Here is a 20887-nt window from a genome sequence, read left to right as displayed (position 1 = left end):
ACAGTACGCCCGTACTGTTAGCGCGCTCGCACCCGCTGGACCGGCGCCTGGGCGAGCAGCCGCAGCGCGTACGGCGCATCGTGCCGCAGATAGCGCCCGGCCAGCCGGCGCGGCTCGACGCCGAGCCGGTGCGCCCACTCCAGGCCGGTGCGCTGCATCCACCGCGGCGCCCGGGCCACGTCGCCGGCCACGAAGTTGACCGCCGCCCCGCACCCGATGAACCAGCTCCGGGCCAGCCCGGCCCGCAGCCGGGCGATCATCCGCTCCTGCTTGGGGAAGCCGAGACCGACGAACACGAGGTCGGGCGCGGCGTCGATCACCTTCGCGCAGACCTCCTCGTAGGTCGTGGGGTTCCGATCGAAGCCGAAGTCCGGGCACAGCGTGCCGGCGATCCGCAGCCCCGGGCACTCCCGCTCCAGCCGGTCCGCCGCCCGGGCCGCACCGTCGGTCGCGGGCGCGCCGCCGACGACGAAGATCGACCGGTGGTCTCGCGCCAGCCCGGCCGAGAGCGACCAGATCAGGCTGCTGCCGGCCACCCGCTCGGGCAGCGGCGTGCCGCCCAGCCGGCTCGCCCAGATCAGCGGCATGCCGTCGGCCACGATCAGGTCGGCGTCGGCGAGATGCGCGCGAGCCTCGGGGTCGGTCTGCGCGCGCCGCAGGATGTCGATGTTCGGGGTGATGATGCGCCCGCCCCGGCCGTGGTCGAGCGCGTCCCGGACCACGGCCACGACCTCGGCCTCGGTGATCCGGTCGATGCCGGTCCCGTCCAGGTCGACCCGGTCGAAAGCCTCGATGGACACCTCACGCCTCCTTGGTGGTTCGCTCGTTATAAGAGCGAAACGAGCGAAGGTGGGCCAAAGTGGCACGGGTGTTATTTCTGGGTGGATTAGGACGTAGCGGAACAACGCTCGTCGAACGTCTGCTCGGCGAGCTTCCCGGCGTGTGCGCGCTCGGCGAGGTCGTCCACCTCTGGCAGCGCGATCTGCGCGACGACGAGCGCTGCGGATGCGGCGCGCGGTTCTCGGCCTGCGGCTTCTGGCGGCGGGTCGGCGCGCTGGCCTTCGGCGGCTGGCACAACGTCGACGTCGACCGGGTGCACTACCTGCGCGACGCGGTCGAGCGCACCCGGCACATCCCGCGGCTGGCCACGGCGGTCGAGGCGCCCGAGGAGGTGCACGAGTACGCCGAGTTCTACTCCCGGGTCTACGCGGCGGCGGCCGAGGTGTCCGGCGCCCGGATCGTGGTCGACTCGTCCAAGCACTCGGCGCTGGCCCACGTGCTGCGCTGGTCGGGCGACCTGGACCTGCGGGTGGTGCACGTGGTGCGGGACGCGCGCGGGGTCGCGTACTCGTGGACGAAGTCGGTGGCCCGGCCCGAGACCGACGGCACCGAGCAGATGACCCGCTACTCCCCCGGCCGCTCGGCGATGCTGTGGAACGCGCACAACGCCGCGTTCTCGCTCCTGGCCCGGCGCGGGGTGGCGGTGCGCCGGATCCGGTACGAGGAGCTGGTCGCCGACCCCCGGGCGGCGCTGACCGACCTGGCCGCGTTCGCCGGCGTCGACCTCGAGCCGTCCGCACTGGACTTCCTGCAGCCCGGGCACGCCGATCTGAAGGTCGGGCACAGCGCGGCCGGCAACCCGATGCGCTTCACCGTCGGCCGGATCGCCCTGCGCCGGGACGACGCCTGGATCTCCGCCCTGCCGCCGCGGCAGCGCCGCCTGGTCGGGGCGGTGTGTGCGCCCATGTTGCGGGCCTACGGATATCCGCTTTCGCAGGAGGTTCCCTCATGAACTGGCCGTCGGTGGGCGTCGTCATCCCCACCCGCAACCGCCCGGAGCTCGTCCGCAAGGCGATCGCCTCGGTACGCGACCAGGCCTACCCGGGCGATCTGAAGATCCTGGTGGTGTACGACCAGACCGAGCCCGACTACCTGCTGGCGTCCACCGAGGGCGTGCCGGTACTGGTGCTGACCAACTGGCGCACATCGGGACTGGCCGGCGCCCGGAACACCGGCATCCTGGCCCTGGACACCGAGCTGGTGGCGTTCTGCGACGACGACGACCAGTGGCGGCCGGACAAGCTGCGCCGGCAGGTGGCCGCGCTGCTGGCCGAGCCCGACGCCGAGTTCGCGACGTGTGCGATCGAGGTCGAGTACGAGGGCAAATGCACGCCCCGGCTGGCCGGCCGGGCCCGGGTGACGGTCGACGAGCTGGCCCGCTCCCGGATGGCGATGCTGCACTCGTCGTCGTTCCTGATCCGCCGCCAGGCGCTGGCCGTCGACGCCATCGGCCTGGTCGCCGAGGACGCGCCGGGCAGCCAGAACGAGGACTGGGACCTGCTGCTGCGGGCGGCCCGCCGGGCGCCGATCGTGCACCTCGACGAGCCCCTGGTGCGGGTGCTCTGGGGGCGGAGCTCGCATTACGCGTACGAGTACGCCACGAAGATCTCATCGCTGCGCTGGATGATGCAACGCCATCCCGAGATCAGCGGCTGCCGGCCGGGCGCCGCCCGCGTCTACGGCCAGCTCGCCTGCTGGTCGGCGGCGACCGGGAACCGCAGCCAGGCCTGGCAGTTCAGCAAGGAGGCGGTGCGGGCCAACTGGAAGGAGCCGCGCACCGCGATCGCGCTGGCCGCCATGACCGGTGCGGTCAAGGTCGAGAATGTGCTCTCCGCTCTGCACAAGAGAGGGCGGGGTATCTAGCGTCACTGGTTATCCACTCTTTCGCGCATGCCCGATCGCACGGTAGTGTTCGGGCGTGTTCGAAATAGTGCGGATGCAGTCGTGCTAGCCCAGCAGCGCCAGGCCGCGATCCTCGACCGGGTCCGGGCCGCCGGCGGCGTCCGGGTCAGCGAGCTGGCTTCCGAATACGGCGTCTCCGACATGACGATCCGTCGCGACCTCGAGTCGCTGGCCGACCGCGGCCTCCTGGCGAAGGTACACGGGGGCGCGACCACCGTATCCCCGGGATCGGCCCACGAGCCAGGCTTCGCGGCCAAGTCCGTGCGCCAGCGCGACGAGAAGGCGGCCATCGCCATGCGGGCCGCCACGCTGGTCTCGCCCGGCGACGCGATCGCGCTCTCGGCCGGCACCACCACGGCCGGCCTCGCCCAGCGACTGGTGGACGTGCCCGACCTGACCGTGGTCACCAACTCGATCCCGGTGGCGGACGTGTTCTACCGGGCCGGACGCCCCGACCAGACGGTGATCTTGACGGGCGGCACGCGTACGCCCTCGGATGCCCTGGTCGGCTCCGTGGCGATCGCCGCGATCGGCTCGCTCCACCTCGACATGCTGTTCCTGGGCGTGCACGGGATGAGCGAGCGCGCCGGCTACACGACGCCCAACCTGGCCGAGGCCGACGTCAACCGGGCCCTGGTCGCCTCGGCCGAGAAGCTCGTGGTGCTCGCCGACCACACCAAGTGGGGCACGGTCGGCATCTCGTCGATCGTCAAGCTCGAGCGCGCCGACGTGCTGATCACCGACGAGGGGCTGGAGCCGCAAGCTCGCATCCTGCTGGAGGAGACCGTGCCCGAGCTCGTGGTGGTGAGCGGTCTGTGACGTTCCGGAGCCGCACGGCGATCCGCCTGTCCGACGGCCGCGAGCTGATCTACTTCAACGAGGAGGAGCACACCGACCGCGGCGGCTACCCGGACACCCGGCACCTGCCGACCCCGCCACCGGCCTCGCAGCTGCGATACGACCCGCTGGTCGACGAGTGGGTGGCGGTGGCCGCGCACCGGCAGACCCGCACGTTCCTGCCGCCCAGCGACGCGTGCCCGCTGTGCCCGTCGACGCCGTCGTTCGCCAGCGAGATCCCGGCGCCCGGCTACGACGTGGTGGTCTTCGAGAACCAGTTCCCGTCGTTCAGCGACCGCATCAAGCCGGACGAGGTCACCTCGCTGACCGACATGGTCCCGGTCCGCCCCGGCATCGGCCGCTGCGAGGTGGTGTGCTTCACCAGCGACCACAACAGCTCGTTCGGGTCGCTGTCGCCGTGCCGGGTGCGCACGGTGGTCGACGCGCTGGCCGACCGTACCGCCGAGATGTCCCGGATCACCGGCGTCGCCCAGGTCTTCCCGTTCGAGAACCGGGGCGTCGAGATCGGCGTGACCCTGCACCACCCGCACGGGCAGATCTACGCGTACCCGACCGTGCCGCCGCGCACCCAGCAGATGCTCCGGGCGTCGGCCGCGTACCTCGCGCGGACGGGCCGCGATCTCTATACGGACACGCTGGCGGCCGAGCGGGCGGCGGCGGTCCGGGTGGTCGCTTCCAACGAGCATTGGACGGCGTACGTGCCGGCGGCCGCCCGCTGGCCGTACGAGGTGCAGCTCGCCCCGCACCGCAAGGTGCCCGACATCCCCGCCCTGTCCGACCAGGAGCGCGACGCGTTCGGGCCGCTCTACCTCGACGTGCTGCGCCGTTTCGACGCCCTCTTCGGCAAGCCGATGCCCTACATCTCAGCCTGGCACCAGGCGGTCGTCGGCGAGGGGCGCGAGCTGGGCTACCTGCACCTGCAGCTGTTCAGCATCCGGCGGGCCGCCGACAAGCTGAAGTACCTGGCCGGCTCGGAGTCCGCGATGGGCGCCTTCGTCAACGACGTGGTCCCCGAGAACGCAGCCGAGACGTTGCGCGCTCTTTAAGATCACGTTGCGCTTCCCGGGTTCGGTAGTTGAAGGTCTCCCTATGGGATTCGCCTGGGAAAACATGTTCGTCGCGCCGCACGAGGACCCGCGCGCCGACGGCGGCTTCGTCGGTGAGCGCGAGACGCTGGTCGGGTACCTCCGCGACCAGCGGCTCACGCTCGAGCTCAAGTGCGACGGCCTGACGCCTTCGCAGTTGGCGCAGCGCTCGGTCGAGCCGTCGAAGCTGTCGCTGCTCGGCCTCGTGCGGCACATGGCCGGCGTCGAGCAGGGCTGGTTCCGGATGAACATGGCCGGCTTCCCCGGCCCGCGCCGCTACCGCGAGAACGGCAACCGCGACGAGGACTTCGACGGCGCGGTGGCCGACCCGGCGGTGGTCGAGGAGGCGTTCACCGCCTGGAAGACCGAGATCGCCTTCGCCGAGGACTACGTCGACTCGATCGAGGACCTCGGCTACGTCGGCGAGGGCGGCAACCCGCTGCGTGAGGTCCTGATCCACATGATCGAGGAGTACGCCCGGCACAACGGCCACGCCGACTTCCTGCGCGAGCGCATCGACGGCCGGATCGGTCAGTAACCCCAAATTAGGGGCGGGGGGCCCGGGACAAGGCCCCCCGCAGGGGAAGGGACTGGTCGCGGCGATCCCCGAGAGAACCGTGCAGGCGCCCGGGACAAGGCAGCCATACAGCGGCGGGCGAACCCTCGGCGTCCGCGACCGTCATCCGTTTCGCAGTGGAAAACGACGCCTGTAACCCCTGGTTACGGAAATAAACATGCGTTTTACGACATACCTGGGAGCTTCACGATCGTGTCCCGGTTCGCGCGCAGGTAGGCCACGATCTCGGCCGGGGCCGTGGCCGGCGAGCCGGCCTCGAACGGGGGCCGTGGGTCGTACTCGATGCCGAGCTGAACCGCCATCGCGGCCTCCGGCGCGGTCATCCGGGCCAGGAGCGTAAGGGCCATGTCGATGCCCGCGGAGACACCGGCCGCGGTCACGTACTTGCCGTCGAAGACGACGCGTTCCTCCGTCGCGAGGGCGCCGTAGTCCGCCAGCCGGTCGAGGGCGATCCAGTGCGAGGTGGCCCGGCGGCCCTCGAGGAGGCCGGCCGCGCCCAGGATCAGCGAGCCCACGCAGACCGACGTGGTCCAGGTCGAAGCGGCGTCGGCGGCGCGCAGCCACTCGTGGATCGGGCCGGGCGTGAGCGGCGGCGCATATCCGCCGGGTACCAGCACGACGTCGGCGGCCGGAGCGTCCGCCAGCGAGGCGTCGGCGACCAGCGAGAGATGGCCGGTGTCGGTACGGACCGGACCGGCCCGCTCGCCCACGAACAGCACGTCAGCGCCGGGTACGCGACTGAGCACCTCGTAGGGGCCGACCGCGTCGAGGGCGGTCATCCGGTCGTACAGGAGGATGTTGATCTGCATGCTCTTGCTCCTCAGAAGCGGCGTCGATACTCGGCCGGGGACACACCGAGGGCGTGCAGGAAGGCGCGGCGCATGGCCTCCGGAGTGCCGTAGCCGGCCGTGCGGGAGATCTCGGCGACCCCGGCGGCGGTGTCCTCGAGGAGGCGGCGAGCGGTTTCCAGGCGTACGCGATCGACGTAGCGGCCGGGCGACACACCGATCTCCGTGGTGAAGGCCCGGGTGAACTGCCGCGGCGACAGGTTCGCGGCGGCCGCGAGCCTGGGCACGGAGAGGTCGGCGTCGGGATGCTCGGCGATCAGCCGCTGCACCGCACGCAGCGGCTCGCGCTCGGCGACCTGGCCCGCGAGCTGGGCGCTGAACTGGCTCTGCCCGCCCGGCCGGCGCAGGAACATGACGAGCCCGCGGGCGATGGCGAGGGCGACGTCGCGGCCGCGGTCCTCCTCGACCAGGGCGAGCGCCAGGTCGATGCCGGTGGTGACGCCGGCCGAGGTCGAGATGCGGCCGTCGCGTACGAAGATCGGCTCGGGGTCGACGTCGATCTCGGGGTGGCGGGTGCGCAGGGACTCGCAGTATTGCCAGTGGGTGGTCGCCCTGCGGTCGTCGAGCAGGCCGGCCTCGGCCAGTAAGAAGGCGCCGGTGCAGACCGACATGACCCGCTTCGGCTTGTGGCCGTTTCGGCGGAGCCAGTCGATCACCTCGGGCGGGGGCTGCTTCGTACCCGCGCCGCCCGGCACGACCAGCGTGTCCGGCTTATCCGAAGTTTCGTGCCCTGGCGTGATTTTCAGACCACTGGAAGTGCGGATCGGGGCGCCGCCCACGCTCGCGGTCGTGACGCGGTAGCCGCCGGCGAGGGTGAAGACCTCGAGCGGACCGGTCACGTCGAGGCTCTGCACCCCGTCGAACAGGAGAATCTGCACGTGGTGGGCCATGAAGCCATCGTTGCGGCCGCCCGCGGACGACCGCAACGACGTACTTCCCACCTTTTAGGCCAGCTTGCGGGCCAGGTTCTCGTCGAGCGCGTTCATGAACTCGTCGGTGGTCAGCCAGGGGGCGTCGCGCGAGATCAGCAGCGCGAGGTCCTTGGTCATCTGGCCGCCCTCGACGGTCTCGACGCAGACCTTCTCCAGCGTCTCGGCGAACTCGCTGACCGCGGGGGTGTCGTCGAGCACGCCGCGGTGCTTGAGGCCACCGGTCCAGGCGAAGATCGAGGCGATCGGGTTGGTCGAGGTCTTCTCGCCCTTCTGCCACTGCCGGTAGTGCCGGGTGACGGTGCCGTGCGCGGCCTCGGCCTCGACCGTCTTGCCGTCCGGCGTCATCAGCACGCTGGTCATCAGGCCGAGCGAGCCGAAGCCCTGGGCCACGGTGTCCGACTGCACGTCACCGTCGTAGTTCTTGCAGGCCCAGACGTAGCCGCCCTCCCACTTCAGCGCGGCGGCGACCATGTCGTCGATCAGCCGGTGCTCGTAGGTCAGGCCCGCCGCCTTGAACTGGTCGGCGAACTCGGTCTCGAAGATCTCCGCGAAAAGATCCTTGAACCTTCCGTCGTACGCCTTGAGGATCGTGTTCTTGGTGGAGAGGTACACCGGGTAGTTGCGCGCCAGGCCGTACCGGAACGAGGCCCGCGCGAAGTCGCGGATCGACTCGTCGAAGTTGTACATGCCCATGCCGACGCCGCCGGCCGGGAAGTCGGCCACGTGGAACTCGATCGGCTCGGAGCCGTCCTCGGGCGTGAAGGTCATCGTGAACTTGCCGGCGCTCGGCGCGACGAAGTCGGTCGCCTTGTACTGGTCGCCGTGGGCGTGACGGCCGATGATGATCGGCTTGGTCCAGCCCGGCACCAGCCGCGGCACGTTCGACATGATGATCGGCTCGCGGAAGACGACGCCGCCGAGGATGTTGCGGATCGTCCCGTTCGGGGAGCGCCACATCTTCTTGAGGCCGAACTCCTCGACCCGCGCCTCGTCGGGCGTGATCGTGGCGCACTTCACGCCGACGCCGTGCCGCTTGATGGCGTTGGCCGCATCGATCGTCACCTGGTCGTCGGTCTCGTCGCGGTGCTGGATCGACAGGTCGTAGTACTCGAGGGGGACATCGAGGTAGGGCAGGATCAGCTGCTCCCGGATCTGCTTCCAGATGATCCGGGTCATCTCGTCGCCGTCGAGCTCCACGACCGGGTTTGTGACCTTGATTTTCGCCATCGGCCGGCGCTCCTCTCCCGAAAACCATGCTTTAGCAGTACGAGCGTACTGCCCGAGGGGTGAAGATCGTCGACCGACCCCGACCTGGAGTTATCCACAGGGCGCGCGGGATCTTCGTCCGCCCCGGCAGAATCCTCCCCATGCCGCTGACACACACGATCGGCCAGCTGACGATCACCGCGCTGGAGGATGCCGCCGGTCCGTTCTTCCTGCCCCGGGCCGAGGCGTTCCCCGAGGCGACGGCGTCCCAGTGGGCGGCGGCCGACGCGGCCGACCCGGCCGCGGTGACCGCCGAGGGCGAGTGGTGGCTGCGGTTCCGGAGCTACGCGATCCGCCGCGGCGACAGCGGGCCGGTCACGCTGGTCGACGCCGGCATCGGCCCGGCCGGCTCGCTGGCGTCCGACTGGGCGCCGGTCCCCGGCCACCTGCCCGGCGAGCTGGCGACGGCCGGCATCGATCCGGAGGAGGTCGCCGAGATCGTCCTGACCCACCTGCACAACGACCACATGGGCTGGGCCGTCCCGCGCGATTCACCCTTCACCCGGGCTCGCGTGGTGGTGCAGCAGGCAGATGTGGATGCCTACCGCGCCAACCGCGACCAGGCCGGCCAGTTCGACCTGCTGATCGAGCCGCTGCTGGCCCAGGGCCGCCTCCAGGTGATAGCCGGCGACGTCTCGCTGTCCCCCGGCGTCCGCATCGTGGCCACCCCCGGCCACACGCCGGGCCACCAGTCCGTCCTGGCGTCGGAGGGCGACGAGAGTGTCCTCATCTCCGGCGACCTGGTCGTCCACATGATCCAGCTGCTGCACCCGGAGGTGGCCTACGCCAGCGATATGGATCCGGAGGAGGCCCGCGCCACCCGCCGCCGCATCGTCCAGGAGGTGATCGATCAGGGTTCCACGGTGGCCGTCTCCCACCTGGGGGTGCCGTTCCGCAAGCTGCCCTGACCCCAGGTCCCGGCCCGGGCAGCTGATCGGCGGGGCTCGCTCAGAGGTGGAGGGTCTGCCAGGCGTGGCCGGCTCGCCAGTCGTCGCCGGCCCGGAAACGGTGGAGGAACCGCACGGCCTCGTCCCGGTCGGGGGTCTCGGCCCGGAGGTGGGCGTCGGAGTCGCGGTGCTCGAGGGCGTAGACGCCGGCGGCCGCGCCCGCCTTGGGGCCGAAGCCGACCTGGGCGTAGACGCCGTCGGAGCGCTCCAGCACGGCGAAGAAGCGCTCCTCGTCGAGCCGGTGCACCACCCGCGCGAGTTGCTCCGGACCGGGATCGACCACCGGCGGCAGCGACAGCGTCGTGCGCGCCTTGAGCCGATACGTTGCGGACGGCGTCGCCGAGCGGCCGGTTCGGCCGGCATCGGCTGAGGCGGACCGGCCGGGGCCAGGGCGGCGTTGCGGCCGGCCAAAGCGACCCACTCGGTCCGCAGGCCGGCCCGCCTGGGACTCGAGGCGCGCGAGGCCGGCCGCGTAAGCCTCCCGGTCCCGGACGCCGACGGGATAGGCGCTCTCGACCACCCGCAGCGCCTCCTCCGGGTCGTCCAGTACCAGCAGCCCGGCCGCCACCACCATCGGAAGTTGCCCGACCCAGCCGTTGTACGGCTCGACGCGGATCTCCGCGCGCTGGGCCGCCACCAGCGCGGCCACCGACATGCGCCGGTCCAGCCACGGCACCAGCGGGTCGAGCAGGTAACGCTCGACCTCGAGCCCGGCCAGCTCGTCGGCCGAGCCGAAGGACAGCCACGGCGGGTCGCCCGCCAGCGTGTCCAGGAGCGCCATGTCCACGATGTCGGACTTGGCGACGGGGGAATCGGTGAGCGCGGCGACTTCCCGGGCCACGGCCGGGAACGCGACCGAGGCGCGCAGCGACAACCGCAGGCCACCGTGGCGGATCAGAGCGGGATGAAGGCGCTGGCGACCGCCGGGGATCTTCCGGCTGTAGGTCACGCCGGTGCGGCGGAAACCGTGGGGGGCCAGCGCCGAGTCCCACCGGTCCGCGGCCACGTCGCGCACCCAACCCGTACTCACCGATGCACCTTAGACAGAAAAAGGCCGGGCGCACGCGCCCGGCCTTCCCCGTGAGAGCTCAGAGGTTCGCGACGTCCGCCTGCTTGGCGCGCACGGCCTCGGCCGCCTCCTTGAGACCGGCGATCTCGGAGTCGGTGAGCTTGTCCTCGACGACCTGCTGGATGCCGTCCCGGCCGATCTTGGCCTCGACACCCAGGTAGACGCCGGAGATGCCGTACTCGCCGTCGACCCAGGCGCAGACCGGCAGGGTCTCACCCGAGTCCTCGATGACCGCCTTGGCCATGCGGGCGGCGGCGGCCGACGGGGCGTAGTACGCCGAGCCGGTCTTGAGCAGGGCCACGACCTCGGCGCCGCCGTTGCGCGTACGGACGACGAGCTCCTCGATCTTCTCGGCCGGCAGCAGGTCGGACAGCGGCTTGCCGTCGACGGTGCAGCGCGACGGCACCGGCACCATGGTGTCGCCGTGCGAGCCGAGGGTGAGCGCCTTGACGCTCTTCACCGGCACCGCGAGGGTCTCGGCGATCGAGTTGGTGAAGCGGGCGGTGTCGAGCACGCCGGCCTGGCCGAAGACCCGGTTCTTGGGGAACTGGGTGGCGATCTGGGCCAGCGCGGTCATCTCGTCGACCGGGTTCGAGACCACGATGACGACGGCGTTCGGCGCGTACTTCGCGATGTTCTCCGCCACCTGGCGCACGATCTTGGCGTTGACCTCGAGCAGGTCCATGCGGCTCATGCCCGGCTTGCGCGGCAGGCCGGCGGTGACGACCACGACGTCCGAGCCCTCGATGGCCTCGTAGCCCTCGCCGTTGGGGCCGGTGGTGACGCCGACGACCTTGGTCTCGAAGCCCTCGATCGGCCGGGACTGGTTCAGGTCGAGGGCGAGACCGGCCGGCTTGCCGTCGATGATGTCGGTGAGCACGACGGTGTCGAAGATGTCGTACTCGGCCAGACGCTGTGCGGTCGTCGAGCCGTAGAAACCGGCACCTACGACGGTTACCTTCTTGCCCATAGCTCTTCCACTCCCAGTGGTGACGATTTTTCCGGACCGTATCAGTCGGTTAACGGGGCATTTCGCGCCGGTCGGGTTAACGCGAGCTAAGCCACTCCGCGCGCTCGACGACGTTGGTGAGCAACATGGCCCGGGTCATCGGGCCGATCCCGCCGGGCACCGGGACGACGGCGCCGGCCACCTCGCGTACGCCGGGATCGACGTCGCCGGTGTAGCGGCCCTTGCCGTCCTCGCCCACCACCCGGGTGATGCCGACGTCGACCACGGTGGCGCCGGGCCGCACCATGTCCGCCTTGATCAGCCCGGGCACGCCGACGGCGGCCACCACGATGTCGGCCCGCCGGGTGTGCGCGGCCAGGTCGAGGGTGCCGGTGTGGCACAGGGTCACGGTCGCGTTCTCGGTGCGGCGGGTGAGCAGCAGGCCGAGCGGGCGGCCCACGGTGGTGCCGCGGCCGACCACGACGACCTCGGCGCCCTTCAGCGGTACGTCGTTGAGCCGCAGCAGATGCACGATGCCGCGCGGGGTGCACGGCAGCGGCCCGTCGAAGCCGAGCACGAGCCGGCCGAGGTTGACCGGGTGCAGCCCGTCGGCGTCCTTGCCGGGGTCGATCAGCTCCAGGATGCGGCCGGTGTCCAGGTGCTTCGGCAGCGGCAGCTGGACGATGTAGCCGTGGCAGCCGTCGTCCTGGTTGAGCTCGGCCACCACCGCTTCGACGTGCTCCTGGGAGGCGTCGGCCGGCAGGTCACGGCGGATCGACGCGATCCCGACCTCGGCGCAGTCACGGTGCTTCCCCTCGACGTACGCCCGGGAGCCCGGATCGTCGCCGACCAGCACCGTGCCGAGCCCCGGCACGACACCGCGCTCGCCGAGCGCCTTCACCCGTGCCCGCAGGTCGTCCTTGACCGCCGCCGCGGCCGCCTTGCCGTCCAGAATCCGTGCCGTCACACTCTCACCCCGCAACGATGGCGCCGTACGCCCGGGCGAAGAGCCCGGCCTGAGTCAGATCGATCTTCGCGCCGGCCAGGTCGACGCCGCGCAGCTCCACCCCGTCGAGATCGGCGCCACGCAGGTCGGCGCCCTTGAAGACGGCGTCCTTGAGCCGGGCGTTGGACAGGTCGGCGTTGCGCAGGTCGGCCCGGGTCAGGTCGGCGCCCATCAGGTCCGCCTCCCGCAACCGCAGGCCGCTCAGCTTGGCCGCGGTCAGGTTCTGCCCGCGCAACGACACGAATCCCCAGTCGCCGCCGTCCACGGTCAGCGGCCGCAGCCCGCAGTCGACGAACTGGCTGCCGGTCAGCTTGCAGCCGGCGACGGTCGCGTCGAAGAAGTTGCACCGCTCGAGCGTCGACTGTATGATCGCGACCCGGTCGAGCGTGGCCGCGTTGAACCGTACGTTGCCGAAGGTGCAGTGGGTGAAGACGCAACCGGTGAGCTTGGCCTCCGACCAGTCGACGTCGTGGAAGGCGCAGTCCTCGTAGCGGACGCCGGTGACCTCCTCGAGCGCCCAGTCGGCGCCCGAGAAGGTCACGTCCTGCACGAGCGACTCCATCAGTGGTAGAAGTGCCGCGTACCGGTCAGATAGACGGTGAGGCCCGCCTTCTCGGCCGCCTCGATCACCAGGTTGTCCCGGATCGAGCCGCCCGGCTGCACCACCGCCGTGATGCCGGCCGCGATCAGCACCTCGAGCCCGTCCGGGAACGGGAAGAACGCGTCCGACGCGGCCACGCTGCCCTTGGCCCGCTCGGCGCCGGCCCGCTCGACCGCGAGGCGGGCCGAGTCGACCCGGTTGACCTGGCCCATGCCGACGCCGACGGTCGCGCCCTCGTGGGCCAGCAGGATCGCGTTGCTCTTCACGCTGCGGATCGCGCGCCAGGCGAAGGCCAGGTCGGCCAGCGCCTCGGCCGAGGCCGGCGCGCCGGTCGCCAGCTCCCAGTTGGCCGGGTCGTCGCCGGGAGCGTCGATCCGGTCCGACTGCTGGGCCAGCACGCCGCCCCCGATCTGCCGGAACTCGGCCGGCGGCGGGTTCCAGGCCGGGGCGACCAGCACCCGCAGGTTCTTCTTCTCGCGCAGCACGTCGAGGGCCTCGGGCGCGAACGACGGCGCGACGATCACCTCGGTGAAGATCTCGGCCACTTGCCGGGCGAGCTCGACGGTCACCTCGCGGTTGACCGCGATCACGCCGCCGAACGCGGAGACCGGGTCGCACTCGTGCGCCTTGCGGTGTGCCTCGGCCACGTCGGCGCCGATGGCGATGCCACACGGGTTGGCGTGCTTGATGATCGCCACGCACGGCTCGGTGAAGTCGTTGGCGCTGCGCCAGGCCGCGTCCGCGTCGACGTAGTTGTTGTAGGACATCTCTTTGCCCTGCAGCTGCTCGGCCTGCGCGAGACCGGCGTGCGCGTTCGGGTCCACATAGAGCGCCGCCTGCTGGTGCGGGTTCTCCCCGTACCGCAGCGTGCTCTGCCGCTTGAGCGCGAGCCCCGCGAACTCCGGCCAGTCGCTCGGGTCCAGCGTCGTCGCGCACCAGTTGGCCACCGCGACGTCGTACTCGGCGATGTCGGCGAAGGCCTTCGCCGCGAGATGCTTGCGCTGGGCGAGGGTGAAGCCGCCCTCAGCGATCGCCGCTGTGATCAGCGCATAAAGCTCGACCGATGTCACCACCGCGACCGAGGGGTGATTCTTGGCGGCCGCACGCACCATGGCCGGGCCGCCGATGTCGATCTGCTCGACGCACTCGTCGACGCTCGCCCCCGACGCCACGGTCTGGGTGAACGGGTAGAGGTTGCTGACCAGCAGGTCGAACGGCTCGATCTCGAGCTCGGCCAGCTGCTGCTCGTGAGCGGGCAGCCGGAGGTCGGCGAGCAGGCCGGCGTGCACCCGCGGGTGCAGCGTCTTGACCCGCCCGTCCAGGCACTCGGGGAAGCCGGTCAGCTCCTCGACCCGGGTCACCGGCACGCCGGCGCCCTCGATCGTGGACGCGGTCGAGCCGGTCGAGACGATCTGGACGCCCGAGCCGTGCAGCGCCTGCGCGAGCTCGACGAGGCCGGTCTTGTCGTACACGCTGATAAGCGCCCTTTTGATCGGACGCCGACCATCCTCGGTGCTCACGGAATTCGTACCTTCCTGTTCTCGATGGTCCAGCCCTCGCGCACCAGGCGGCCGACGTAGTCGACCAGCTGGGCGCGCTCGGCCACCTTGATGCGCTCGGTGAGCGTCTCCTCCGTGTCGTCGTCGAGCACGGGGACGGCCACCTGGGCGATGATCGGGCCGGTGTCGACGCCGGCGTCGACGAAGAAGAGGGTGGCGCCGGCGATCTTCACGCCGTACGCGAGCGCGTCCCGCGGGCCGTTAATGCCCGGGAAAGACGGCAGCAGCGCGTTGTGGGTATTGATGTAGCGGTCGCCGAACGCGGCGAGGAACGCAGGCCCGACCAGCTTGAGGAAGCCGGCCGAGACGACGAGGTCGGGCTTGTGCTCGGCAACGTGGGCGGCGAGGGCCGCGTCCCACTCGTCGCGGGTCTCATAGGCCTTGACCGAGTCGACGAAGGTGGGCACGCCGGCCGCGGCCGCCCGCTCGAGGCCGGCGATGCCGTCGCGATCAGCACCGACGGCGACGACCTGAGCGCCGTAGGCGGGGTCGGCGGCGGCGTCGAGAAGGGCCTGAAGGTTGCTGCCCGAACCGGAGACAAGCACGACCAGCCGGGCGGGCGCGGGGTCGGTCACTCCAGCACCCTATCGCCGAGCCAGCAGGTTCCCCATTTCGGGCCGGTCAGCGCGGGCTCAGCTCACACCCTCCGCCCCGGCCCGCCACTCACCCGCGCCGCACCGCCCCGGCCCGCCACTCACCCGCGCCGCCACCGTCGCGCCGCGACTCGCCTGCGTTGCCCTCGCCTCGCCCTGCCACCCGCTCACACCGCCACTCGCCGCGCATTGCGCCCGCACCGCCGCCCGCTCACACCGCTACTTGCCCGCACCGCCACTCGCGCTGCGTTGCCCGCCCGTGCCGCCGCTGCCCGCCGCTCGGCGCGCCGTTTGCCGCCCACCCGGCAGATCTTGATGACCTGCTGTCTCTCGATCGCTGGAAATCATCAGGCTGCCCAGCGCCCGCAAGCCCACTTCGCGGCCACCGCGCAACGCATCCCCACCCGGTCACTGGGTGGGGCGACGATACGGCCGACCTACGACACTTTCGGGGCGTCGTCCACAGGCTCAGGGCGGCGGCACTCAGGGCTTGGGCGTCGAACGGAACCCTCGCGGACCGAACGTGCGGCCCGCGAACGCGCCGATCGCCGCCGACACGGCGACCACGGCCGTGGCGACCAGGCCGACCTGCCACGGGTCCGGGCCGATCGTGGCCAGCCGGCCGTCGCCGAGCGGGCCGCCGGAGGCGCGCGCCAGCACCGCCAGCACCACTCCCGCGGCCGGGCCGGCCAGCAGCCCGCTGCCCAGCACCAACTGCCACGGCGGGTCGGCGTCGCTCGTCCGGTTGACCCGCAGCGTCATCAGCCAGCCCGCCGCGAGCCCGGCCGCCACCGGGATCGCCAGCAGCAGCGCGCCCTCGGCGCCCATCGGGCCGTTCGGCAGGGCGGCCAGCAGCGGCAGGGTCGGCAGCGGCCCGGCGGTCACCTCGGTGAGCCCGATGGCCGAGCCGGTGCCGAGCGCGAACCCGGGCCCGAGCAGGTAGGCCGCCGCCCAGATGGCGGCGTTCGCCCCGTACGCGAGGCTCAGCAGGGTGATGCCCGCCTGGCCGGCCACGCCGGTGCGATAGGCCGAGATGGTGTCCGCCGCCTGGCCGCCGCCGACCGCCACCGACAGTCCGGTGATCGCGGCGCCGGCCGCCAGGATGAAGAGCGCGGCCATCACGCCGGTGCGCAGGCCGTGTCGCAGCGCGCGCGGGGTGCGGCGGGCGAGGGCGCTGAGCGCGTCGGTGCCGCGGAGCGACCCGGCCAGCGCGCCGATCAGGCCCAGCACGAAGAAGTTGATCGCGGCTCGGCCGGGTGTGACCTCGGTGCCCTTGCCGTCGACCGCGAGCGCGGCCACCGACCCGAGGAGCGAATAGACGAGCGCGATGCCGAAACCCACGAGCAAGGCATCGCCCGTACGGCCGGAGCGCCGCGCGCCGATCGCGCGGGTGACGTGGAGTCCGGCCCGGTTGAGCCGCCAGATGACCAGGAAGGTGAGCAGCAGCGGAGGCAGGCCGAGTGGGCCGATCGAGGTGCCGATGGGCACGCCGTGACCGAGCAGCCAGCCGGCCAGACCCGCGTGCGCGGCGCCACCGAGACCACCCTGACCTTCGAGCGTGCGCGCGAGACCGATGACGGCGGCGACCGGGAGGTACGTGAGGACGGCCGCCCACAGCGTGGCGAAGGCGACCGCGATCGGCAACGGCGCGCGACGGCCGCGCGGTGGCGGGCGACGCTGGCCCGGGACCTTGACCGTGGGGCGCTCGCCCAGGACCTTGTCGTCGACCATGACGGTCGCCCGGTCCCCGTCGGTCCCCCGGTCGCGGCCGGCCGGCCGGTCGGTCGCCTCGGTCGGCCGGTCCACCGCCTCGGTCGGCCGGCCGATCGGTTCGGTGCGGCGATCGAGCGGAACCGTCTCCCGGGCATCCAGCGCCGCCTCGGCGACGGCGAACGGGTCGTCGGCGCTCTCGGGACGGTCGGGTGGGGTCGGCATCGTCGCCTACTTTTCCACGAGCAGGGGCCCGCGGCGACGCAGATACGACGGCGCGCCGCCATTCGGGTCGATCGGACCCGGGTGGCGGCGCGCCGCGGTCAGCCGTACCAAGCTCAGCTCATGACCTCGCGCATGAGCCGCGCGGTCTCGCTCGGCGTCTTGCCGACCTTGACGCCGACCGCCTCGAGGGCGGCCTTCTTGGCGTCGGCGGTGCCGGCCGAGCCCGAGATGATCGCGCCGGCGTGGCCCATGGTCTTGCCGGGCGGGGCGGTGAAGCCGGCGATGTAGCCGACCACCGGCTTGGTCACGTTGGCCTTGATGAACTCGGCCGCGCGCTCCTCGGCGTCGCCACCGATCTCACCGATCATGACGATCGCGTCGGTCTCCGGGTCGTCCTGGAAGGCCTTGAGCGCGTCGATGTGGGTGGTGCCGATGATCGGGTCGCCGCCGATGCCGACACAGGTCGAGAAACCGATGTCCCGCAGCTCGTACATCATCTGGTAGGTCAGCGTGCCGCTCTTGCTGACCAGGCCGATGCGGCCGGCCGGGGTGATGTCGGCCGGGATGATGCCGGCGTTCGACGCGCCCGGCGAGGCGATGCCCGGGCAGTTCGGCCCGATGATCCGGGTCTTCTGACCGCGGTCGACGTTGAGCGCCCAGAACGCGGCCGAGTCCTGCACCGGTACGCCCTCGGTGATCACCACGGCGAGCGGGATCTCGGCCTCGATCGCCTCGACCACGGCCGCCTTGGTGAACGCCGGCGGGACGAAGATGACCGACACGTCGGCGCCGGTCTCCTTGATCGCCTCGGAGACGGTGGCGAAGACCGGCAGCGAGGTGCCGTCGAAGTCGACGGTGGTGCCGGCCTTGCGCGGGTTGACGCCGCCGACCACGTTCGTGCCCGCGGCGAGCATCCGCTTGGTGTGCTTGGAGCCCTCGGAGCCGGTGATGCCCTGGACGATGACCTTGGAGTCCTTGGTGAGCCAGATAGCCATTACGTCACTTCCCCGCAGCCGCGAGCTCGGCGGCGCGCTCGGCCGCTCCGTCCATCGTGTCCACCCGCTCGACCAGCGGGTTGTTCGCGCCGTCGAGGATGGCGCGCCCCTCCTCGGCGTTGTTGCCGTCGAGGCGTACCACCAGCGGCTTGGTCACCGTCTCGCCGCGCTCGCCCAGCAGGGCCAGCGCCTGCACGATGCCGTTCGCCACCGCGTCGCAGGCGGTGATGCCGCCGAAGACGTTGACGAAGACCGACTTGACCGACGGGTCGCCGAGCACGATCTCGAGGCCGTTCGCCATGACCTGGGCGCTCGCGCCGCCGCCGATGTCGAGGAAGTTCGCCGGCTTGACGCCGCCGTGCCGCTCGCCCGCGTAGGCCACCACGTCGAGCGTGGACATGACCAGGCCGGCGCCGTTGCCGATGATGCCGACCTCGCCGTCCAGCTTCACGTAGTTGAGGTTCTTGGCCTTGGCCGCCTGCTCCAGCGGGTCCACCGCGGACTGGTCGACCAGCGCCTCGTGGTCGGGGTGCCGGAACGACGCGTTCTCGTCCAGCGTGACCTTGGCGTCCAGCGCCAGCACCCGGCCGTCGCCGACCTTGGCCAGCGGGTTGACCTCGACGAGCGTGGCGTCCTCGGCCACGAACGCCTGCCACAGCTTCACCGCGATGTCGGCGACCTGGTCGGCGACCTCGGCCGGGAACTGCGCGGCGGTCACGATCTCGCGGGCCTTGGCCTCGTCGACACCCTTGCTGGCGTCGATGGCAATCTTGGCGACCCGGTCGGGCTGCTCCTCGGCCACCTGCTCGATCTCCATGCCGCCGGCGACGCTGGCGATGCAGAGGAACGTACGGTTGGCGCGGTCCAGCAGGTAGGAGAAGTAGTACTCCTCCTTGATGTCGGCCGTCTCGGCCAGCATCACCTTGCCGACCGTGTGGCCCTTGATGTCCATGCCCAGGATGTCGGTCGCGCGGGCCTCGGCCTCGTCCGGCCCGTCGGCCAGCTTGACGCCGCCGGCCTTGCCCCGGCCGCCGACCTTGACCTGCGCCTTGACGACGACCTTGCCGCCCAACCGCTCCGCGATCGCGCGGGCTTCCTGCGGGGTCTCGGCGACACCGCCGCCCAGCACGGGCAGCCCGTGCCGTTCGAACAGGTCACGCCCCTGATACTCGAACAGGTCCACGTGTCTCCTTTCGCTCGCGACGCCAAGCGCCGGCAAGCCGCACCGTTGCGTCCCGACCTGTGTGCGCGGCGGCCTGTGGCGTCGCCGGCGTGAAGAGTGTCCGGCCCAAGGGGCCTTCAGTCGCAGACTAGCGACCTCCGGAAGCGCGCCGTAGCCGCGGGTGCGCCGTGTGCAAGACGGCACACCACCGCCCCCACCGGCACCGCATGCACGTCCTTACTCACCAGCTCTCCGCCTTCCGCGCATGCCTGCCCTCTACCGCGGCCCCAATGCCACCTTCCGCCCCTCGCCGGCCGCCCCTTCCGCTCCTCCGCCTCTCAATCCCTCTCCCGCCGCCCTTCCGCTCCTCACTCCCTCGCCCGCCGCTTTCCGCTCCTCACTCTCGCCCCGCCGCCCTCGGCCCGTCACGCCGTCGCTCCCCCTGCCGTGATCTTGATGAAACGCTGCTCCCCGTCCCATGCCGAGTCATCAAGATCGCGGAAGGAGATGCGAGGCGGGGCGCCGGGCAACGACGGGGTCGGAGCGAGATGCCGACGGCGCGGCGAGGCTGTCGGCGACGCCGAGCGCGATCAGTCACCGACGCGGAGCGAGGGTGTCGGCGGCGCGGAGAGCGGGTTGCCGAAGGCGCGGAGAGCGGGTTGCCGAAGGCGCGGAGCGCGGGGTGTGGGCGGCGCGGAGAGCGGGGCGCCGAAGGCGCGTAAGGCGGGGCGCCGACGGCGCGCAGGGCGGGTTGCCGAAGCGGCGGAGGGCGGGGTGCCGACGGCGCGGAATGCGAAGTGCCGGCGGCGCAGGCGGCGGCTCGGCGGGGGTCGGTGAAAAAGTCGGACGGACTCGCGTAACCGGCCCGGTAAGGCGTCGTTGAGAGTGATGTCGGAGCGCTGCGGCGAGCTGATGCGGAACGGCCGATGCCCTGTCGGTCGAGGGGTGGCGGCGGGGCATCGTGCATAGAGAGGCCGGACGTGTGAGGGGTGCGTCCGGCCTCTCCCCTTGCCCCTTACCGGCTCACGCGACGGGCGTCGTCACATTGGCGCGTACCCATTCGATGATGGATGCGGTAGTGGCGCCCGGTGTGAAAATTTTCGCAACGCCGAGCGTCTCCAATTCGGCAATGTCGTCAGCCGGAATGATGCCGCCGCCGAATACCACGATGTCGCCTGCGTCACGTTCCGCCAACAGCTCGATCACGCGGCGGAACAATGTCATGTGTGCACCGGACAAGACGGACAAACCGATAGCGTCGGCGTCCTCCTGAATGGCCGTCTCGACGATCTGCTCCGGCGTCTGATGCAGGCCGGTGTACACCACCTCCATACCCGCGTCACGCAGCGCGCGGGCCACCACCTTGGCACCGCGGTCGTGCCCATCCAGCCCCGGCTTGGCCACGACCACCCTGATGCGTGCCTGCATACCGACCCTCCGTGTCCGGCGAACCCCGTTGTCCTGAACGAACGGTAACCCGGCGCACCCGGGCCTGGTAGTGGGCTCCCGGTAACTGTGATCACCGCGCGTGACCGGAAATGCATTCAGAGTGACTTGACTTTGCGTTTCCGTGCCAATCACAGAGAGTGCGCAACGAACCCGCTCGGAAAAGGTAACGAATTCGGACATTAGCTCCGCAAAACGGACGCGGAACTGTCAGCGAATTGGCGCTTCGACTTGTGACCCGGACGCCGTTTCGTTACCGTGGCCCACGGCTGTCATCCGGTTAACCCCGATCCGGCAGCTCGGACCACCACCGTTCA

At 71.3% G+C, this 20887-nt stretch carries 20 protein-coding genes; 6 read left to right on the top strand and 14 right to left on the bottom strand.

Annotated features, from left to right (window positions below; genetic code table 11):
• Nucleotides 1-17 precede the first annotated feature (17 nt).
• Nucleotides 18-800 (bottom strand): WecB/TagA/CpsF family glycosyltransferase, encoded by a 783-nt coding sequence (locus ACQP2F_RS04375; RefSeq protein ID WP_433300832.1) that lies wholly within the window; start codon nucleotides 798-800, stop codon nucleotides 18-20.
• 59 nt (nucleotides 801-859) lie between these two features.
• On the opposite strand from ACQP2F_RS04375, the gene ACQP2F_RS04370 reads away from it, so the two are divergent.
• The 5 genes from ACQP2F_RS04370 (at nucleotide 860) to ACQP2F_RS04350 (ending at nucleotide 5223) form a co-directional block, all read left to right on the top strand.
• The gene (locus ACQP2F_RS04370) at nucleotides 860-1792 is read left to right on the top strand and encodes a sulfotransferase family protein (protein ID WP_433300830.1); all 933 of its coding nucleotides are present in this window, start codon (nucleotides 860-862) and stop codon (nucleotides 1790-1792) included.
• The gene (locus tag ACQP2F_RS04365; protein WP_433300828.1) at nucleotides 1789-2703 is read left to right on the top strand and encodes a glycosyltransferase family 2 protein; all 915 of its coding nucleotides are present in this window, start codon (nucleotides 1789-1791) and stop codon (nucleotides 2701-2703) included. Before ACQP2F_RS04370 ends, ACQP2F_RS04365 begins: the two co-directional genes overlap by 4 nt.
• 81 nt (nucleotides 2704-2784) lie before the next feature.
• A complete protein-coding gene (locus ACQP2F_RS04360; protein ID WP_433300826.1) occupies nucleotides 2785-3561 on the top strand; it encodes a DeoR/GlpR family DNA-binding transcription regulator in 777 nt (258 codons plus the stop codon).
• Nucleotides 3558-4646, top strand: a complete 1089-nt coding sequence (gene galT, locus ACQP2F_RS04355; RefSeq protein ID WP_433300824.1) for a galactose-1-phosphate uridylyltransferase — start codon at nucleotides 3558-3560, stop codon at nucleotides 4644-4646. The genes ACQP2F_RS04360 and galT overlap by 4 nt, the downstream gene beginning before the upstream one ends.
• Nucleotides 4647-4689: 43 nt before the next feature.
• Complete coding sequence (locus ACQP2F_RS04350; RefSeq protein WP_433300822.1) at nucleotides 4690-5223, top strand: DinB family protein; 534 nt, start codon at nucleotides 4690-4692, stop codon at nucleotides 5221-5223.
• A gap of 203 nt (nucleotides 5224-5426) precedes the next feature.
• Here the strand turns inward: ACQP2F_RS04350 and ACQP2F_RS04345 are convergent, their stop codons facing one another.
• The 3 genes from ACQP2F_RS04345 to ACQP2F_RS04335 are packed head-to-tail and all read right to left on the bottom strand — an operon-like array spanning nucleotide 5427 to nucleotide 8269.
• Nucleotides 5427-6071: a DJ-1/PfpI family protein gene (locus ACQP2F_RS04345; RefSeq protein ID WP_433300820.1), complete on the bottom strand. Its 645-nt coding sequence runs from the start codon at nucleotides 6069-6071 to the stop codon at nucleotides 5427-5429.
• An 11-nt stretch (nucleotides 6072-6082) separates the two neighbouring features.
• Nucleotides 6083-7000 (bottom strand): GlxA family transcriptional regulator, encoded by a 918-nt coding sequence (locus ACQP2F_RS04340; RefSeq protein ID WP_433300818.1) that lies wholly within the window; start codon nucleotides 6998-7000, stop codon nucleotides 6083-6085.
• A 54-nt stretch (nucleotides 7001-7054) separates the two neighbouring features.
• A complete protein-coding gene (locus ACQP2F_RS04335; protein WP_433300817.1) occupies nucleotides 7055-8269 on the bottom strand; it encodes an NADP-dependent isocitrate dehydrogenase in 1215 nt (404 codons plus the stop codon).
• 140 nt (nucleotides 8270-8409) lie between these two features.
• Here ACQP2F_RS04335 and ACQP2F_RS04330 point away from each other — a divergent pair, with 140 nt between their 5' ends.
• Nucleotides 8410-9216: an MBL fold metallo-hydrolase gene (locus ACQP2F_RS04330; protein WP_433300815.1), complete on the top strand. Its 807-nt coding sequence runs from the start codon at nucleotides 8410-8412 to the stop codon at nucleotides 9214-9216.
• Nucleotides 9217-9256: 40 nt separating this feature from the next.
• On the opposite strand, the gene ACQP2F_RS04325 is transcribed toward ACQP2F_RS04330, so the two are convergent.
• The 10 genes from ACQP2F_RS04325 to ACQP2F_RS04280 form a co-directional block, all read right to left on the bottom strand.
• A complete protein-coding gene (locus ACQP2F_RS04325; protein WP_433300812.1) occupies nucleotides 9257-10285 on the bottom strand; it encodes a hypothetical protein in 1029 nt (342 codons plus the stop codon).
• A gap of 58 nt (nucleotides 10286-10343) precedes the next feature.
• Nucleotides 10344-11294 carry a malate dehydrogenase gene (gene mdh, locus ACQP2F_RS04320; RefSeq protein ID WP_433300810.1) on the bottom strand — a complete coding sequence of 317 codons (951 nt, stop codon included), beginning with the start codon at nucleotides 11292-11294 and terminating at the stop codon, nucleotides 10344-10346.
• Between the two features lie 76 nt (nucleotides 11295-11370).
• The gene (locus ACQP2F_RS04315; protein WP_433300808.1) at nucleotides 11371-12240 is read right to left on the bottom strand and encodes a bifunctional methylenetetrahydrofolate dehydrogenase/methenyltetrahydrofolate cyclohydrolase; all 870 of its coding nucleotides are present in this window, start codon (nucleotides 12238-12240) and stop codon (nucleotides 11371-11373) included.
• Nucleotides 12241-12244: 4 nt separating this feature from the next.
• The gene (locus ACQP2F_RS04310) at nucleotides 12245-12829 is read right to left on the bottom strand and encodes a pentapeptide repeat-containing protein (RefSeq protein WP_433300807.1); all 585 of its coding nucleotides are present in this window, start codon (nucleotides 12827-12829) and stop codon (nucleotides 12245-12247) included.
• A gap of 11 nt (nucleotides 12830-12840) precedes the next feature.
• Nucleotides 12841-14400 (bottom strand): bifunctional phosphoribosylaminoimidazolecarboxamide formyltransferase/IMP cyclohydrolase, encoded by a 1560-nt coding sequence (gene purH, locus ACQP2F_RS04305; protein ID WP_433300805.1) that lies wholly within the window; start codon nucleotides 14398-14400, stop codon nucleotides 12841-12843.
• On the bottom strand, nucleotides 14397-15014 hold the full coding sequence (gene purN, locus ACQP2F_RS04300; protein ID WP_433300803.1) for a phosphoribosylglycinamide formyltransferase: 618 nt from the start codon (nucleotides 15012-15014) through the stop codon (nucleotides 14397-14399). Before purN ends, purH begins: the two co-directional genes overlap by 4 nt.
• A gap of 501 nt (nucleotides 15015-15515) precedes the next feature.
• The gene (locus ACQP2F_RS04295) at nucleotides 15516-16967 is read right to left on the bottom strand and encodes a cell division protein PerM (protein WP_433300802.1); all 1452 of its coding nucleotides are present in this window, start codon (nucleotides 16965-16967) and stop codon (nucleotides 15516-15518) included.
• A 113-nt stretch (nucleotides 16968-17080) separates the two neighbouring features.
• Nucleotides 17081-17962 carry a succinate--CoA ligase subunit alpha gene (gene sucD / locus ACQP2F_RS04290; RefSeq protein WP_433300800.1) on the bottom strand — a complete coding sequence of 294 codons (882 nt, stop codon included), beginning with the start codon at nucleotides 17960-17962 and terminating at the stop codon, nucleotides 17081-17083.
• A gap of 4 nt (nucleotides 17963-17966) precedes the next feature.
• Entirely contained in the window at nucleotides 17967-19145 is a 1179-nt protein-coding gene (gene sucC / locus ACQP2F_RS04285) for an ADP-forming succinate--CoA ligase subunit beta (RefSeq protein ID WP_433300798.1), read from the bottom strand.
• A 1002-nt stretch (nucleotides 19146-20147) separates the two neighbouring features.
• On the bottom strand, nucleotides 20148-20552 hold the full coding sequence (locus tag ACQP2F_RS04280; RefSeq protein ID WP_433300796.1) for a cobalamin B12-binding domain-containing protein: 405 nt from the start codon (nucleotides 20550-20552) through the stop codon (nucleotides 20148-20150).
• Nucleotides 20553-20887 lie beyond the last annotated feature (335 nt).

The sequence above is a fragment of the Actinoplanes sp. CA-030573 genome, assembly GCF_050951115.1.
Taxonomy (GTDB): Bacteria; Actinomycetota; Actinomycetes; order Mycobacteriales; family Micromonosporaceae; genus Actinoplanes.
Note: the sequence above shows the minus strand (reverse complement) of the source record. Positions and strands in the feature narration are given on the sequence as shown.

What these genes read in the sequence shown, in the direction of transcription:
- sucD (WP_433300800.1), bottom strand. Translation starts at nt 17,962, where the DNA reads ATGGCTATCTGGCTCACCAAGGACTCCAAGGTCATCGTCCAGGGCATC.
- ACQP2F_RS04350 (WP_433300822.1), top strand. Translation starts at nt 4,690, where the DNA reads ATGGGATTCGCCTGGGAAAACATGTTCGTCGCGCCGCACGAGGACCCG.
- ACQP2F_RS04295 (WP_433300802.1), bottom strand. Translation starts at nt 16,967, where the DNA reads ATGCCGACCCCACCCGACCGTCCCGAGAGCGCCGACGACCCGTTCGCC.
- ACQP2F_RS04330 (WP_433300815.1), top strand. Translation starts at nt 8,410, where the DNA reads ATGCCGCTGACACACACGATCGGCCAGCTGACGATCACCGCGCTGGAG.
- ACQP2F_RS04365 (WP_433300828.1), top strand. Translation starts at nt 1,789, where the DNA reads ATGAACTGGCCGTCGGTGGGCGTCGTCATCCCCACCCGCAACCGCCCG.
- ACQP2F_RS04280 (WP_433300796.1), bottom strand. Translation starts at nt 20,552, where the DNA reads ATGCAGGCACGCATCAGGGTGGTCGTGGCCAAGCCGGGGCTGGATGGG.
- ACQP2F_RS04340 (WP_433300818.1), bottom strand. Translation starts at nt 7,000, where the DNA reads ATGGCCCACCACGTGCAGATTCTCCTGTTCGACGGGGTGCAGAGCCTC.
- ACQP2F_RS04345 (WP_433300820.1), bottom strand. Translation starts at nt 6,071, where the DNA reads ATGCAGATCAACATCCTCCTGTACGACCGGATGACCGCCCTCGACGCG.
- ACQP2F_RS04335 (WP_433300817.1), bottom strand. Translation starts at nt 8,269, where the DNA reads ATGGCGAAAATCAAGGTCACAAACCCGGTCGTGGAGCTCGACGGCGAC.
- mdh (WP_433300810.1), bottom strand. Translation starts at nt 11,294, where the DNA reads ATGGGCAAGAAGGTAACCGTCGTAGGTGCCGGTTTCTACGGCTCGACG.